The sequence below is a fragment of the Actinophytocola algeriensis genome (genome assembly GCF_014203735.1).
GTDB lineage: Bacteria > Actinomycetota > Actinomycetes > Mycobacteriales > Pseudonocardiaceae > Actinophytocola > Actinophytocola algeriensis.
The window spans coordinates 307797-322340 of sequence record NZ_JACHJQ010000010.1; the positions used below are offsets into that span (position 1 = coordinate 307797).

Sequence of the window (14544 nt, forward strand, 5' to 3'; positions counted from 1 at the left end):
CGCGGGTCACGACGACCCGGGGCCGATGTCGAACCGCTTGATCCGGAAACCCGCGTAGACCGCGGTCGCGTGCACGGCCCTGGTCCGGACGTCCCGGTGGATCCGCGCGGCTTCCTCGTCCGTCAGGCCCGGCCGCTGTTCGCGGGCCGCGCTGACCGCGTCGTCCGCCCGCCGCCACAGCTCGTCGAGTTGTGTCCTGGTCATCTCGGTGGCGGCGAGCCCGCCGCCGTCGTCGGTGACGAGCGCGCGCACGTAGTAGTACTCGAGGGTCCCGGATTCGACGGCGTCCGCCAGCTCCTTCGGCACCGTCCCGAACCTGCCGGCCGCCTTCATCACGTCGAGCACCGTCTTCAGGTACTCGGGATGTCCCTGTTCGTAGCGGCGGCCGTCGAGCCCGTACCGCGCGCCCTGCGTTGCTTCCGGGCCCTTGGTCTCCAGCACGATCATGGCGACGGTGCCACCGGCGCCGCGCACCCGGTAGATGTCGTCCAGCGTGCCCGCACCGCCCAGTTCTCCCGCCAGGACCCGTTCCAGGGTGTGGCCGGGGAACCGGGCCCGCAGCACGGTCCGCGCGGCGTGGCTGCCCGCGTACTCGCCGAGCTTCTCGCCCCAGTTGCTCGCGAACTCGTTGAACGTCGACCGGTCGACTCGAGCCGGCCCGTCCGGGCCGAACCTGCTGTCCTCCCCCGGTCCTGCCTTGACGCTTTCCTTTGCCTCCGCGAGGTTCTTCAGGTTCTCCAGCCGCGCCTGGGTCAGCCAGTCGGCCGCCGCGAGCGTCTCGTCGTCCAGGCCCGACCGGTCGTGGCGTTGCTCCCACGGCGCACCGCTGCCGTCCTTGTGGAACACCGCCCGGATGGCGTCGGGCGCGCCGGGCGGTTTCACCCGGAGCAGGCCTTCCGTGCTGCGATCCACCATGGGAAGGGGATGTCCGGCGACCGTCGCGTGCGCGTCCTTCCTGCGGACCGTCCGCTGTTTCTCGTCCTTCAGGTACAGCTCGCGGATCGCCGGATCGCCCGCGTTGAGCCGACGGACGATCTCCTCCTGGAACGCGGCCAGGTTCTCCTCGTCCGTACCGGAAAGCTCGCGGGCGAGGTGCGCGAGGTCGGCCACCGCCTGGCCGCTCTTCACCTTGATCGCCACGAACGCCGCGGCACTCGCGAGCACCGCGGTCGCCACCACGCCCGCGGCGACGGCGGGCGCCGTTCCCCCGCAGACCTCACCGGCAGGCCCCGACTGGTAGGACACCGTGCACGCCGCGGCCGGCCCCGCGGTCCACAGCGACCACGTGACGGCCGCCGCCACGATCGCCGACAACCGGACGAGCAGCGTCATGTGCCGACCTTCTCTCCGCGGTCCGGCGACAGCGGCGCGGCGGCCCGGATGGCGAGCACCCGGTCCCGCAGCTCGGTCTCGCCCGGCTCGTGCGCGCCCGCCTCGCCGCGACGCTGGTGCCACAGCCGCATCCCGAGGTCCAGCTGCGCCGCGTGCAACCGCCCTAGGTGCCGGTAGGCGGCAAACCCGTGGCGCCGGGCGGCGAGCACCCTGAGCAACCACCGGCGCAGCGGGTCGAGCAGCACCGGCACCTCGGCGTCGGTCACCGCGCCGTGCGGCGAGCCCGCCTCCACGAAGAACTCCCGGGACAGCCCGGCCGTCTGCGCGCGCACCCCTCCGCGCAGCAACAGGAAGCCGATCAGCAGGTACGGGCCCTGCAGCACGAGCATCGTCACCGGCGGCCCGGCCACGGCGAGGACGGTGTCACCGAACCCCAGCTGCTGGAGCCAGCGGGTGAACGAGGGACCGACGGCGTTGTAGACGAAGTGCCCGCTCATCGCCATCAGGAAGCCGAGCAGGATCACCCCGCGCCGCCTGCGCGGGTCGGCGACCTGCCGCGCGATGCCGAACCCGGCCCCGACCAGTGCCGAGAACGCGGTGTGCGCCCCGAACAGCATGACCGACTGGCGTGCCCAGTACTGGAACTCCGGGGCGCCCCGCGCCATGTACTCGACGCTTTCGGCCAGGTTGAACCCCAGCCCGACGGACGCGCCGACCACCATGCCGGAGAGCACGCTGTCGAACCACCGGCGGGCCAGCAGGTACAGGATCGCGATCCCGGCGCCCTTGGCCAGCTCCTCGATGACCCCGGCGTGCACCATGTTCAGGGTCTGCACGGTCTGGTGGATCGCCAGCTGTTCGTCGACCAGGTCCTCGAGGTCGAACGAGCCCGACCGGATCCCCTCCGACATCGTGTCCGACCGCGCCTGCGCCTGCCACAGCCGCGAGTAGACCAGGAAGAGCACGTTCATCCCGCCCGCGACGCTGATCGCGACGAGCCCGCCCCACCCGAGCGCGGCGAGCGAGAGACCGGCAGGCATGTGGCGGTGGCGTTGCCACGCACGAACACCCCACAGCGCGAAGACCGTGCTGGGCAGGCACACGAGCACCAGCGGCAGCTCGACGACGAGCCTGCTCACCGCCACGGCGGCGAACGGCGCCACGAGCACGGCCGCGGCCACGAGTTGTCCCTGGCCACCCCTGCGGACGAGCAGGACCGCGCCCGCCACCAGCCAGCTGAACGGCGCGGTGAACATCAGCACCACGCCGGTGGTGCCGAACAGCTGCCCCGGCTCCGGCATCGGCTCCACCTCGGGCCGGGTCTGGTAGAGCACCAGCCACAGCAGGTAGAGCGCGGACAGCCCGGCCGCGAGCAGCAGCACGGTTCCCGGTTTGCGGTTCACCGCTCCCCCAGCTCCCGCTCGAGGTCGAACGAGGGGGGCACCGCGGGCTCGGCGGCACACGCCACGAAGAACCCGCCCACCGCGATGAGCAGGGTGACCGCGCCGGCCACGCCCATGAGGCGGACGTGTGGTTCCCGCTCGAGCCCCGGCGCGGCGGTCTCGGGCGCGCGCGACCGCCACCGCACGGCGACGAACCCGAGCAGCACGACGGAAAGCCCACCGGCGGACCACAGGACCACGTCGCCGATCGCCGTCCCGTCACCCGGCGGCTCGGCGCCACCACCGAGCGGCGATGCCCGCCCGGAAGACGACGGCTGGAGGCCGGCCAGGTCGAAGCGGCACTCGACGGTGCCCACCGCGCTGTCCCGCACCCGCTCGACCCCGTCGACGACGATCACACACGACAGGGCCTGCGCTCGCGGAGCTGTCGGCGCGGCGGCGGCGAAGACCCGGACCTCGTCGGTCCGCGCGGAGTCCACCTCCACTCGCCTGCTCCAGGCCGACGCGGTGATCTCCTGGGTCACCAGCCGGTCGTCGCCGTCGACGTACCGCACGTGGACCTCGGCGTCGCCCCGCACCTCGACGGCGTACTCCACGGTGTGCGTGGCACTGCCCGCACCACCGGCGGCCAGCACGAGGGCGACCATCCCCCAGGAGAGCATGCGTCGTTTATCCCACTGCGGTCACACCCGAACAAGCCCGAATCGCGCTACGCGGGCTGGGCGGCGAACGCGGGCATCACGTGGTCGTGGACCAGCCGCAGTTGTTCGCGCATCGTGGCCACGCCCGGCAGGTCCATGCCGGAGAACGCCTTCACCAGCGCGGCGTCGGTGATGGCGAGGATCAGGTGGTTGACGCCCGTCGACGCGATCTCCGACTTGATCTTCTCCGCGCACTCCTCCGGGGTGCCCGCGATCGAGAGCTTGTCGGCCAGCTCCGGCGGGGTCAGCTCGAACGCGCGGTCCACCCTGCCCTCGCCAACGGCGGCGATGATGTCGGTCAGCGATGCCGGGTCGACGTCGTTGCGCTCCAGCTGTTCGGCAGGCATCGACGACGCGTACAGGCCCACCATGGCGCGAGCCGCGTCCTTCGCCGCCCGGGAGTCCTCGCCGGTCGCGAACACCACCCACGCGCCCATGTCCAATGTGGACGCGTCCCGGCCTGCTCGTTCGGCGCCGATGCGGACGTTCTCCACCATGTACTCGTACGCGCGTTTGGTGTAGCTCAGCGCGTGGTGCACACCGTCCGTCAGCTCCCCCGCCGCCTGGAACGACTTCGGGCCGCGCATCGCGCCCAGCTTCACCGGGACGTGCTCCTGCACCGGACGGGCGAACGTGAACAGGCCGCTGTACCGGAAGAACTCCCCGTCGAAGTTGATCGCGCCGTCGTCCAGGAGGGTGCGCACCACGTGGTGGGCCTCCTTGAGGCGGGACAACGGTTTCGTCTTCGCCCAGTCGATGCCGTACTGGGCCAGCAGGCCGAAGTTGCCGGAGCCGAGCACGCACTCCGCGCGGCCGCCGGTCAGCTCGTCGAGGGTCGCGGTCGCCTGGGCGATCAGGGACGGCTCGCGCAGGGTGACGGCGGACAGGCTCGGGCCGAACCGGATGTTCTTCGTCTTGTCCGCCGCCGCGGCGAACAGGAGCCAGAGGTCCTTGTGCCAGGTCTCGTCCGCCGCGTAGCAGCCGTGGTAGCCCAGTTCGTCGGCGAGCTTGATGGACTCGATCGTGTCGTCGAGCGGGTAGTCGGGCAACATGACGTAACTGAATCGCATGACACTCACCTTTCCGGAGCAGCAGTGGACCTGACGGCGTCGTCCGCGGCGGCGTCGCTGTGCCGGTACGGCCGGGTCACGGCCATCAGCACCACGCCGACCCCGACCACGACGACACCGGAGAGCAGCACGAGGTAGTCGTCGTACCACGGCGCGTCCGGGGTCCGCGGCCACACCATGTTCACGATGGCGGCGACCCCGTAGACCAACGCGGCGACGTTGACGGCGAACCCCCAGCGCCCCAACGTGAAGGGGCCCGCCGGCCGCCAGCCCTTCACCCGCGCGCGCAGCGCCGCGAGCACGACCAGCTGGAACGCCAGGTAGATGCCGAGCACCGCGAACGAGACGATCTTCACGATCGCGTCCTCGGAGAACCGCGAGACACCGACCACCACGGCGGGTACGACGGCGGCGACCAGCAGCGTGTACGGCGGCACGCCCCGGCTGCGCGAGAACCGGGCCAGCAGGCCGCTGCCCGGCAGCATCCGGTCCCGCGCGTAGGAGTACATCAGCCGCGACGCCGCGGCCTGCAGGCTCAGCGCGCAGGACAGGAACGACACGAGCACGACCGCCAGCACGATCTTCGCGCCCGTGTCGCCGAACGCCGTCGACAGCACGCCGCCGACCGGGTCGGCGTTCTCGCCGGAGATGACCGCGCCGAAGTCCGGCACCGCGAGCACCAGCGCGAGGCACACGAACGTCGCCGCGGCGCCGCCGACGTAGATGGTCATCCGCATGGCCTTCGGGATGCGCCTGCTGGCGTCCGGCACCTCCTCCGCGACGTCACCGCACGCCTCGAACCCGTAGTACTGGAAGATCCCGATCAGGCCGGCGGCGAGGAACGCGGCGAAGTACGAACCCTCCCGCGCCGCACCGAAACTGTCGAACAGCACGCCGAGGTCGTGCTCGCGCTCGGCGAGCAGCAGCCACCCGCCGACCACGAGCGCGCCGAGGATCTCCGTGCCGAACCCGATGAGCGCGGCGATCGCGAGCACCCTGGTGCCGCCCAGGTTGATCACCGTCACGAGCACGATCAGCACGAGCGCGCAGACGATCGTGGTGTTCGTCGACACCGTGAGACCCAGCAGCGACGACACGTACGGCCCGGCGCCGTAGACCACCGACGCGATCGTCACCAGCAACGCGATCGCGTACACCCAGCCGGTCAGCCACGCCCACCGCCTGCCCCACAGCCGCCGCGCCCACGGGTAGAGCCCGCCCGCGATCGGGTACTGCGACACGATTTCCCCGAACACGAGCGCGACGAGCAGCTGGCCGACGCCCACGATGACGAGGCTCCAGATCATCGGCGGCCCGGCCAGCGCGAGCGAGACGGCGAACAGGGTGTACACGCCGACGACCGGCGACAGGTAGGTGAAGCCGAGCGAGAAGTTCGCCCACAGGCTCATGTCCCGGTGGAACTCGGAGGTGTAGCCGAGATCAGCGAGCCGACGCGCGTCGGGGTCCTGGACGGCGCCGGATCGCTCGGCGGTCGTCACGAAGACTCCCGCTCGATCTCGTCGAGCAGCTCCTGTCCGGAGAGGACGGTGCCTGCCCAATGCCGGTGCATCCACTCGAGGTGGTCACCGCGCCCGGCCGCGATGCGCAGCGTGTCCCAGTTGGGGAACAGCTGCTGTGCCACGTGGACGGTCATGAGCTTCGGGTCGACTTCGAAGATGTGCTCGAACCGCTCGACCGCGACGTCCGACACCTGCCGGGCCGGTGGCGCGTCGTGCTGCTCGTCGTACCGGTACCCGGGGGTGCCCCGCGGTTCGCCCGCACGCTCGTTCATGGCTGGTCCTCGTAGGCGCGCTGCAGGCCGTACTTCCCTGGGTTCATGATGTTGTTCGGATCCAGGGACCTCTTGACCGCGAGCATCACGTCGTAGCCGCCGCCCAGCTCCTCCGGCACCAGGTCGACCTCGCCCTCGCGGCACGAGCCGTGGCAGGCGCTGATCGACCCGCCGTGGCGCAGGGCCACGGCGGCGATCTCCCGCTTCGCGTCGACCCACGCGGCCCACGACGCGTCGTCCAGCTCCTGCTCCCAGATGCCGACGTCGATCTCGGTGAGGTAGTCCACGCCGGTGTCCGCGCTGGTGTAGAAGAACATGCCCCAGTCGTCGAACACGGGGTGCTTGTTCCGGAGACCCGCCACGATGTCGTGCCACGCCGTGCGGACGGTGGCCAGGTCGGTGTAGGCGATGGCCGCGTCCTCGCAGTGCCACGACATGGGCGCGACCTGACCGTCGGCCGTCCTGCCGTGCAACGGGGTGGCGTAGCGATCGTGCCGGGCCGCCCAGTCACCCTGGGAGATCTCGTCGCCGAGGTAGCGGGCACCCGCGTCGCGCGCGATGCGCATCAGCCGTTTGCCGCCTGCCCGCACCTCGTCGGAGTTGCCGTAGCAGACCGCGCACACGAGCGCGCGCACGTCCTCGGGCTGCGGGATGTACGCCTCGTCGTCGCGGCGCAGGTAGTCCACTTTCCACTCGTCGAACAGGACCGCGCCCGCGAAGGTGGCGACGCCGGCCCGCGCGAGCCGCCCGACGCACGCGTACGCGCTGTCGAAGTCAGCGAACGCCCAGAACGGCGAGAACTCCGCCTCCGGCTTGGGGTACAGCTTCAGCGTCGCCTCGGTGGCGATGCCCAGCGTGCCCTGGTGCCCCATGAACAGGTGCTTGAGCTGGTAGCCGCTGGAGCTCTTGGAGACCTTGCGCCCGCCGCCGTCACCGACCCGGATCACCCGGCCGGTCGGCAGCACGATCTCGAAGCTCAGCACCAGGTCCCTGGTGTGCCCGTACCGGGAGCCGACGAGCGACCAGCCGCTGGTGCCGATCCGGCCGCCGACGAGCGAGCACGGGTAGGAGGCCGGGTCGTCGGGGTAGATGAGACCGTGCTTGGCGAGGACCTCGTTGAGCTTCAGCATGTTGATGCCGGGACCGACCGTGCACGTCCGGTTCTCGAGGTCGATCTCTTTGATGTCGTTCATCCGCTTGACGTCCACGACGATGCCGCGCCGCTCGGGCACCGCGCCGTCGGTGAGGCCGGTGCCGCCGTCGCGGGGCACGATGGGGATCCGGTGCTCGTTCGCGATCCGCACGACGGTCGCGACCTCGTCGGTCGTGGCGGGCATGACCACGAGGTCCGGCACCCGCTCACGCCACCGGTGCACCGGGAACGGTGCTGGCACCCTGGCCCGGTTCATCCGCGCGGTCTTCGAGGTCAGCACGTAGTCCTTGCCGAGCGCAGCGATCAGCTCGTCGAGCACCCGGTCGGTCAGTTGCGCGGTCATCGCCGCACCTCGATGCCGCACGACTCGGCGAGCAGCTCGTGGAGGTCCACGACGTCGATGTCGCGGGCCGCGCCCGCCTCGGACAGCGGCCGCTCCGACCACGGGCAGGCGGAGACGAGCGTGTCCACCTCGAGCTCGGCGGCCTTGTCGATCCGCGCGGCGCTGATCTTCGCGGTCAGCTCGGGTTTCTCCACCGGCAGGCCACCCCCGCCGCCGGAGCAGTAGGACCACTGGGTGACCCGGTCGACGTCGTGGAAGGTCAGTCCCGGGATCGCACGCAGGACCTGCCTCGGCTCCTGCCAGATCCCCTTGCGTTTGTTGAGCCGGCACGGGTCGTGGTAGGTGATGGTCCGTTCGACCGGGACGGTCGGGGTCAGCTTCCCGTCGGCGAGGAGCCGCGCCAGCAGCTCGACCACGAGCACGATCTCGATGTCGAAGTCGGCGCCGAAGTAGCCGGGGTAGTCCTCGGTGAACGTGATGTAGTCGTGCGGGTCGAGCACGAGCACCCGCCTGACCCCGCTCGCCCGCCAGTCCGCGAGGTTGTGCTCGGCGAAACGGCGGGACTGGCCGCGGTACCCCATCTCGGCGGCGGGACCGCCGCAGCACCACTGTTCCCGCATCAGGCCGAACTCGTAGCCGGCCTGCCGCAGCAGCTGCGCGACCGCGCGGGGCACCGAGGTCCGGTGGAACGCCGCCTCGCAGTCGACGAACAGGATGGTCTCGCCGCCGACGGGGAGGTCCAGCCCGTCCGCCCAGTCCGCCACGTGTTCCTGGCTGACCGGGAGGTCGCCGAGCACCGGCTCGTGCGTGCGCTCGTCCGTGAGCTGGTTCCAGCGCTGGTAGCCCGGCTGGTGCACGCCGTTGTCGACCGCGAGCGCACGCATCTGCTTGACGAGGTCGACGGTCCTGGTGCGGAAGCGGTAGAAGTCGCCGGTGAACAACGTGTTGGGGCAACGCAGTTCGCAGGCGCCGCACTGGGTGCAGTTGACGTAGTCCTCTGCGACGTCCTCGATGGTCAGCTCGTTCTGTTCCATCGCGACGACGTTCGCGTGGAAGGCGGTCGGCGTCCACGACTCGTTCCGGGTCACCTGCATGACCGGGCACACCTCACGGCAGAACTTGTGCCCGGACGAGAAGCAGTTGTAGGCCGCGTTGCGCCAGTTGCCGAGGAACTCGACGGTCACCGGGGTGTGACCGTTCCCGTCGGCGGTGGGCTGGGTGTCAGTCATCCGGGCCTCCATCATGTGACGGCGGTCACGCTAGGCTAAACATATGAGTTCATATTTCAAATGGCAAGACTTGGCGCGGACACTCCGGATACGCTCCGAGCCGTGACCGAAGTCGGTGTCTCGGGCGCCGCCCGGCACGTCGTCTTCGCTCCCCTGGGGGACGGCGGCCGGGTCGAGGTCGTCGCGCGGCGGATCAGCGAGGCCATCGGCCTTGGACTCATCGCCGACGGCGAGCAGCTGCCGAGCGAGCTGGAACTGGCAGGCGCGCTGAACGTGTCGACCGTGACCCTGCGCGAGGCGCTTTCGCTGCTGCGGCAGCGCGGACTGGTGGAGACACGCCGTGGCCGCGGCGGCGGGTCGTTCGTGCGCGCGCCCGTGGACGCCTCCGTCGAACGGCTGCGGACCGTGTTGCGCGAGACCGGGGTGCACGAGCTGCGCGAGATCGGCGACCACCTGCTCGCGGTCACCGGCACCGCCGCCCGGCTGGCCGCGTCCCGCGCGTCGGCCGACCAGGTCGAGCGGCTCGCGTCGCTGGTCGACCAGCTCGCGGCCGCGGACACCGTCGGGGAGCGCCGGCGCGCCGACGGCCGGTTCCACATCGAGATCGCGGCCGCCGCGCAGTCGACGCGGCTGACCCGCCAGGAGATCGACCTGCAGGGCGAGATCGGCGAGCTGCTGTGGATCCCGTTCGGCGAGGCCATCGACCGGGACGAGCGGGTCGCGTGGCACCGGGCGGTGCTGGCGGCCATCGCCGACGGCGACGGCGACCGCGCGCGCGGGCTCACCGAGGAACACGTGGAGCTGGCGATTTCGCGGTTGATCGAGTTCCACCTACAACTCAGCAGGCACGAGTCCTAAGGTGAACACAGCCGACTATCGTGGAGCTGCCGTGACCCCGTCCGCCGGAGTGGCCGCCACCAGGGTCGACGCCCTGCTCCGCGACACCTTCACCGGCATAGAAACCCTGCGCTCACTGGCGATCGACGTGCACCGGGGCGCGCTCGGCGCAGGCCGCGCGCCGACCACCGGGGACCTGTCGGCGATCCGGCCGACGGTGCTCGCGCACCTGTCCGCGCAGGCCCGCCTCGCGGGCACCGGCGTCATCGCCGCGCCTGGCGTGCTCGCGGACCAGCCGCGCTGGCTCGAGTGGTGGCGCCGCCCGCCCGGCGGCGGCTCGGCTCCGCTGCCGCTGACCGTGGACCTCGACACCGGCAACATCGGCAGCTACGACTACCCGCTCGCGCCGTGGTTCGACGTGCCGTACCGGACCGGGCGCCGCGTCGTGGTGGGGCCGTACGTGGACTACGCGGGCACCGACGAGTACATCCTGACCTTCGCCGCCCCGATCAGCTCGGACGCGGGTTTCTTCGGCGTCGCAGCCGCGGACATCCGCGCGGGCGACGTCGAACGCGCGATGCTGCCGACCCTCGACTCCGAGGGCCCCGCCACCGCGCTGGTGAACGCCACCGGCCGGGTCCTCGCGTCCAACACCCCCACCATGATCGTCGGCTCGATGACCCACTCCGGGAGCGGCACGCGGCAGGAGCTGCCACCGGGCGCGGAATGGGCGGACTGCGTCGGCCTGCCGTGGTTCCTCGTACGCGGCCAGTGTTGATCCACATCCACCAGCGTTCGCCAGATCCTGCGGTAGTTCAACTGGCACACAGTGAGTGACGCGTCCAACCGGGCTGGTCTTGCCGTGAAAGGCGCGTTCACGGCACCACCAGCCGTGCGGAACACGAACCCGACCCGGCCACGTCAGTGCCGCGGTACCGCTAGTGGTTGGTGCTGTTCACCTGGTCGATGACCTCGAAGAGGTAGGACACCTCACCGGACAGGGCATCGCGGATCTGCGCGATCCGGTCGCCGATTTCGGCGACGACCGCCGTCAGCTCGTCGTCGCGGCCGATGGCCATCTGGGTGCCGGTGTTCGCGCTCACGATCTGCCTGCTCGCGTTCGCGACCAGGCGGAACGCCTCCGCGCGGGCTTCCTCCACCACCCGCTTCGCCGCCACGCGCGCGTTCTCGACGATCTGGTCGGCCTGCCTGCGGGCGTCGGTGATGATCTGGTCGGCCAGGGCGCGGTGCTCGCGCCCCGTCGCGGGTGACGACCCGTGCGGGTCGGTGGTCCGCAGCGCGGTCTGGTCCACCACCTGCTGCTTCTGGACGATCTGCCCCTGCAGGGCGATCATGGCCGTCTCGACGCGGTCGAGGAACTCGTCCACCTGTGCCTCGTCGTAGCCGCGGTGGAACATCGGGGCGTGGTCGAAGACGACTTCACGCACGTCGTCCGGCGTCAGCTCGGTCATGCCTCGCGTTACTCCCGTTCACCGGCCGTGGCGGCCCTCCTGGCGGGTCGAGCACCCCGCGATCCGGCGGCAACGATACGGCGGCCGGGTCCGGACGTCCCGGACGCCCAGTCGAACCAACCCGGCGTGTCCTGAGCTGCCCGGTCCCGTCACCGGAGGCGCATGCGGCGGGTGCCGTCGGCGGCGCGCTGCGTGACGCCTTCCGCGTCGAGGTGTTCCAGCAGCGGGACGGCGACGCGGCGGGTCGTGCCCAGTGCGCGGCGCGCGTCGCTCACGGTGAACGGGGCGGGCAGATCGGTCAACAGCCGCGCCGCGCGGGCCGGTGCGCCCGCGGCGAGGACGACCGAGCCGGTGAGGCGCACCAGCCGTCCGGCACGTTCCGCCGCGGCCAGCTCGCGTGGCCCGAGTCCCAGGTCGGCCAGCACGGCCGCCTCCGGTGCGGCGAACGGGGCCGCCGCCAGGCGCTGCTCCAGTTCGGTCACCGCCCGCTCGACGGCGGCGGGCAGTGCGCCAGTGGTGTCCGCGCGCCGGACCAGTCCGTCGTGAAGCGCCAGGCCGGTGTCCGCGAGCGCGGCACGCAGCACGTCGTCGGGTACGGGCGCCGACTGGCGCAGCGTCGCCACCGGCATGCCCTCGGCGATCGGGTGCGCGGCCGACCACTCGGCGAACCGGGCCGCGACCTGCCCGGGCAGTGCCCGCAACAGTTCCGGGTCGACCACCCACCCCGCCACTTCCGGTCCTCGCGGGGCCCAGCCGAGCGCGTGCAACGACGCCGCGCGCACGGTGCCGTGGCGGCGCAGGTACGCGGCGGCGGCCTCCCCCGCGAGCAGTTCCCGGTCCCTGGCCCGCGCCGCGCCCGTGCCGCGCAGCACGGGCGGGTCGGCGTCCAGAACCTCGACACCGCGGGCGATCCGGTGGCCGCCGGGGTCGCGCAGCAACCCGCTGTCCCCGGCACGCACGGGCAGCGGGCGGCGGAGCGTCAGCCGTGCGGTGTCTGTCCCCCACGGACGGACGTAGCACGGCACCGCAGCGGCTCCCAGGTGCAACACCAGTTCGCGGTGCAGCGGGCCTTCTCCGCGCAGCAGGACGTCGACCAGCTCCGTCGCACGCCAGGCATCCGGGGCCAGCAGCGCGTCACCGCGCTGGGCGCCGTCGCGTGCGACACCGCGCAGGTTCACCGCGACCCTGGCCACCCCGCGCACCACGTCGACGGGACGGCCCAGCGCCTGCAGTCCCCGCACCACCACCTCGCGCCCGCCGAGCAGCAGCGCGTCCCCGACGCGGACGGTGCCCGCGCCGAGCGTTCCGGTCACCACCGTGCCCGCGCCGCGGATCGTGAAGACGCGGTCGATCCACAGCCGGACGTCCTCGGTGTCGTCGGGCGCGGGCAGACGTGCCGCCATGGCACCGAGTTCCGCGCGCAGCTCCGCGAGACCCGCGCCGGTGCGCGCACTCACCGCGACCGCCCGGACCGCGCCGAGACTGGTGGCACGGAGCCGGCGCAGCGCGTCCTCGGTCGCGGCGGCCGGGTCGGCGCGGTCGGCTTTGGTCACCGCCAGCAACCCGTGCCGCACCCCGAACGCGTCGAGTGCCGCCAGGTGCTCCGCCGACTGCGCCTGCCAGCCGTCGTCCGCGGCGACCACGAACAGCACGGCGGGCACGGGCCCGGTGCCGGCCAGCATGTTAGGCACGAACCGTTCGTGGCCCGGGACGTCCACGAAGGCCAGAGTCCTTTGTTCGGCAGTCTCTTGGCCGGCTGTCTCGGCGCCGATGTCGGTCCACGCGAACCCGAGGTCGATAGTGAGGCCCCGGCGGCGTTCCTCCGCGAGCCGGTCGGGTTCCATCCCGGTCAGTGCCCGCACCAGCGTCGACTTGCCGTGGTCGACGTGTCCCGCGGTGGCTACGACGTGCACCGGGCCACCGCGTCGAGCAGGACCCGGTCGTCGTCCGTTGCGACGGTGCGCAGGTCCAGCAGGCACCTGCCGCGCTCGACCCGGCCCACCACCGGCGGTTCCCCGGTCCGCAGCCGGACCGCGTACTCCGGCGGCAGGCTCACCGCGGCACTGGGCAGCTCCACTCCCGGCGCGCCACCGCCGCCCACCACCGCGACCGAGTCGACGGCCGTCGCGTCGACACCGAGCCCGGCCAGTCCGGCCACGAGGCTGGCCACCCGTGCGCGCACCGCGGCCGGGTCGGCGTGCAGCGCCACGTGCACCGGCGGCGCCGGGCCGCGCAGCGTGGCCTCGAGCGCGGCCATGGTGAGCTTGCCGACCCGCAACGCTCGCGCGGCCGGGTGCCTGCGTGCCGCCTCGACCAGGTCGTGCCTGCCGAGCAGCAGCCCGGCCTGCGGGCCGCCGAGCAGCTTGTCGCCGCTGGCCGTGACGAGCGCGGCGCCCGCGCGCAGGAGCGTCGTCGCGTCGGGTTCGTCCGGCAGCAGCGGGTCGGGGCGCAGCAGGCCGGAGCCGATGTCGGCGATCACCGGCACACCCAGCCCGGCCAGCTCCGCGACGCCGGGCGCCGAGGTGAACCCGGTGACCTGGAAGTTCGACGGGTGGACCTTCAGCACGAACCCGGTCTCCGCACCGACCGCGGCGGCGTAGTCGGCGAGCGATGTTCTGTTGGTGGTACCCACTTCGCGCAGCCGGGCGCCCGTGGCCGCCAGCAGTTCGGGGATGCGGAAGCCGTCGCCGATCTCGACCAGCTCGCCCTTGCTGATCACGATCTCGTTGCGCCGCGCCTCTCCCCCCTGGGCGAAGGTCATGGCGCACAGCAGCAACGCGGCGGCGTTGTTGTTCACGACGTGCACGGCCTCGGCGTCCGGTACCGCGTCGGCGAGCGCGGCGAGCGCGCCCCGCCCCCGGCGGGCCCGCTGCCCGGTCGTCAGGTCGAACTCGACGTCGGTGGTCCCGCCCGCCGCGACCACGGCGTCGAGCGCGGCGGGCGACAGGGGCGCGCGGCCGAGGTTGGTGTGCACGAGTACGCCGGTGGCGTTGACGACGCGACGCAGCGCCGACGCCGTGGCGGGCAGTGCCGCGACCACGTGGTCGGTGATCAGCTCGTGGTCGATCTCCCCCGCCCGCGCCCGGTCCTGCGCCGCCGTGATCGCGGCCTTGACCAGTGGTGTGCCGAGGCGGCGCACGGCGTCGGCCAGCCGGGGATCGGCCAGCAGCACGTCCGTGCGCGGGATGCGCCTGCGCGGGTCAGCCATGTGG

Annotated in this window: 13 protein-coding genes; 2 read left to right on the forward strand and 11 right to left on the reverse strand. The window is 72.2% G+C overall.

What is annotated here, in order from left to right; translation table 11 throughout:
- Positions 1–6: 6 nt before the first annotated feature.
- Genes FHR82_RS38950 through FHR82_RS38985 form a run of 8 tightly spaced genes read right to left on the reverse strand, consistent with a single transcriptional unit; the run spans position 7 to position 9023 of the window.
- Positions 7–1332, reverse strand: a complete 1326-nt coding sequence (locus FHR82_RS38950; protein ID WP_184815661.1) for a hypothetical protein — start codon at positions 1330–1332, stop codon at positions 7–9.
- On the reverse strand, positions 1329–2735 hold the full coding sequence (locus FHR82_RS38955) for a PrsW family intramembrane metalloprotease (RefSeq protein ID WP_184815662.1): 1407 nt from the start codon (positions 2733–2735) through the stop codon (positions 1329–1331). The genes FHR82_RS38950 and FHR82_RS38955 overlap by 4 nt, the downstream gene beginning before the upstream one ends.
- Positions 2732–3397: a hypothetical protein gene (locus FHR82_RS38960; protein WP_184815663.1), complete on the reverse strand. Its 666-nt coding sequence runs from the start codon at positions 3395–3397 to the stop codon at positions 2732–2734. Before FHR82_RS38960 ends, FHR82_RS38955 begins: the two co-directional genes overlap by 4 nt.
- A gap of 47 nt (positions 3398–3444) precedes the next feature.
- Entirely contained in the window at positions 3445–4506 is a 1062-nt protein-coding gene (locus tag FHR82_RS38965; RefSeq protein ID WP_184815664.1) for an LLM class flavin-dependent oxidoreductase, read from the reverse strand.
- 5 nt (positions 4507–4511) lie between these two features.
- Complete coding sequence (locus FHR82_RS38970; protein WP_311771481.1) at positions 4512–6005, reverse strand: APC family permease; 1494 nt, start codon at positions 6003–6005, stop codon at positions 4512–4514.
- Positions 6002–6298, reverse strand: a complete 297-nt coding sequence (locus FHR82_RS38975) for a hypothetical protein (protein ID WP_184815665.1) — start codon at positions 6296–6298, stop codon at positions 6002–6004. Before FHR82_RS38975 ends, FHR82_RS38970 begins: the two co-directional genes overlap by 4 nt.
- A complete protein-coding gene (locus tag FHR82_RS38980; protein ID WP_184815666.1) occupies positions 6295–7794 on the reverse strand; it encodes an FAD-binding oxidoreductase in 1500 nt (499 codons plus the stop codon). The genes FHR82_RS38975 and FHR82_RS38980 overlap by 4 nt, the downstream gene beginning before the upstream one ends.
- Complete coding sequence (locus tag FHR82_RS38985) at positions 7791–9023, reverse strand: (Fe-S)-binding protein (RefSeq protein WP_221464835.1); 1233 nt, start codon at positions 9021–9023, stop codon at positions 7791–7793. Before FHR82_RS38985 ends, FHR82_RS38980 begins: the two co-directional genes overlap by 4 nt.
- A 102-nt stretch (positions 9024–9125) precedes the next feature.
- On the opposite strand from FHR82_RS38985, the gene FHR82_RS38990 reads away from it, so the two are divergent.
- Together FHR82_RS38990 and FHR82_RS38995 are read left to right on the forward strand one after the other, a co-directional pair.
- On the forward strand, positions 9126–9881 hold the full coding sequence (locus FHR82_RS38990; protein WP_311771482.1) for a FadR/GntR family transcriptional regulator: 756 nt from the start codon (positions 9126–9128) through the stop codon (positions 9879–9881).
- Between the two features lie 31 nt (positions 9882–9912).
- Positions 9913–10638 (forward strand): cache domain-containing protein, encoded by a 726-nt coding sequence (locus tag FHR82_RS38995; protein WP_184815669.1) that lies wholly within the window; start codon positions 9913–9915, stop codon positions 10636–10638.
- Positions 10639–10798: 160 nt separating this feature from the next.
- Here FHR82_RS38995 and FHR82_RS39000 read toward each other — a convergent pair whose 3' ends face one another.
- From FHR82_RS39000 to selA, 3 genes are all read right to left on the reverse strand, one after another.
- Positions 10799–11332 (reverse strand): DivIVA domain-containing protein, encoded by a 534-nt coding sequence (locus FHR82_RS39000; protein ID WP_184815670.1) that lies wholly within the window; start codon positions 11330–11332, stop codon positions 10799–10801.
- Positions 11333–11481: 149 nt separating this feature from the next.
- Complete coding sequence (selB, locus tag FHR82_RS39005; RefSeq protein WP_184815671.1) at positions 11482–13245, reverse strand: selenocysteine-specific translation elongation factor; 1764 nt, start codon at positions 13243–13245, stop codon at positions 11482–11484.
- On the reverse strand, positions 13233–14540 hold the full coding sequence (gene selA, locus FHR82_RS39010) for an L-seryl-tRNA(Sec) selenium transferase (RefSeq protein WP_184815672.1): 1308 nt from the start codon (positions 14538–14540) through the stop codon (positions 13233–13235). The genes selB and selA overlap by 13 nt, the downstream gene beginning before the upstream one ends.
- Positions 14541–14544 lie beyond the last annotated feature (4 nt).

Bases quoted from the DNA above. Each gene is read 5' to 3' on its own strand.
- FHR82_RS38950 (WP_184815661.1), bottom strand. From the start codon at position 1,332: ATGACGCTGCTCGTCCGGTTGTCGGCGATCGTGGCGGCGGCCGTCACG.
- FHR82_RS38960 (WP_184815663.1), bottom strand. From the start codon at position 3,397: ATGCTCTCCTGGGGGATGGTCGCCCTCGTGCTGGCCGCCGGTGGTGCG.
- FHR82_RS38965 (WP_184815664.1), bottom strand. From the start codon at position 4,506: ATGCGATTCAGTTACGTCATGTTGCCCGACTACCCGCTCGACGACACG.
- FHR82_RS38975 (WP_184815665.1), bottom strand. From the start codon at position 6,298: ATGAACGAGCGTGCGGGCGAACCGCGGGGCACCCCCGGGTACCGGTAC.
- FHR82_RS38980 (WP_184815666.1), bottom strand. From the start codon at position 7,794: ATGACCGCGCAACTGACCGACCGGGTGCTCGACGAGCTGATCGCTGCG.
- FHR82_RS38985 (WP_221464835.1), bottom strand. From the start codon at position 9,023: ATGACTGACACCCAGCCCACCGCCGACGGGAACGGTCACACCCCGGTG.
- FHR82_RS39000 (WP_184815670.1), bottom strand. From the start codon at position 11,332: ATGACCGAGCTGACGCCGGACGACGTGCGTGAAGTCGTCTTCGACCAC.
- selA (WP_184815672.1), bottom strand. From the start codon at position 14,540: ATGGCTGACCCGCGCAGGCGCATCCCGCGCACGGACGTGCTGCTGGCC.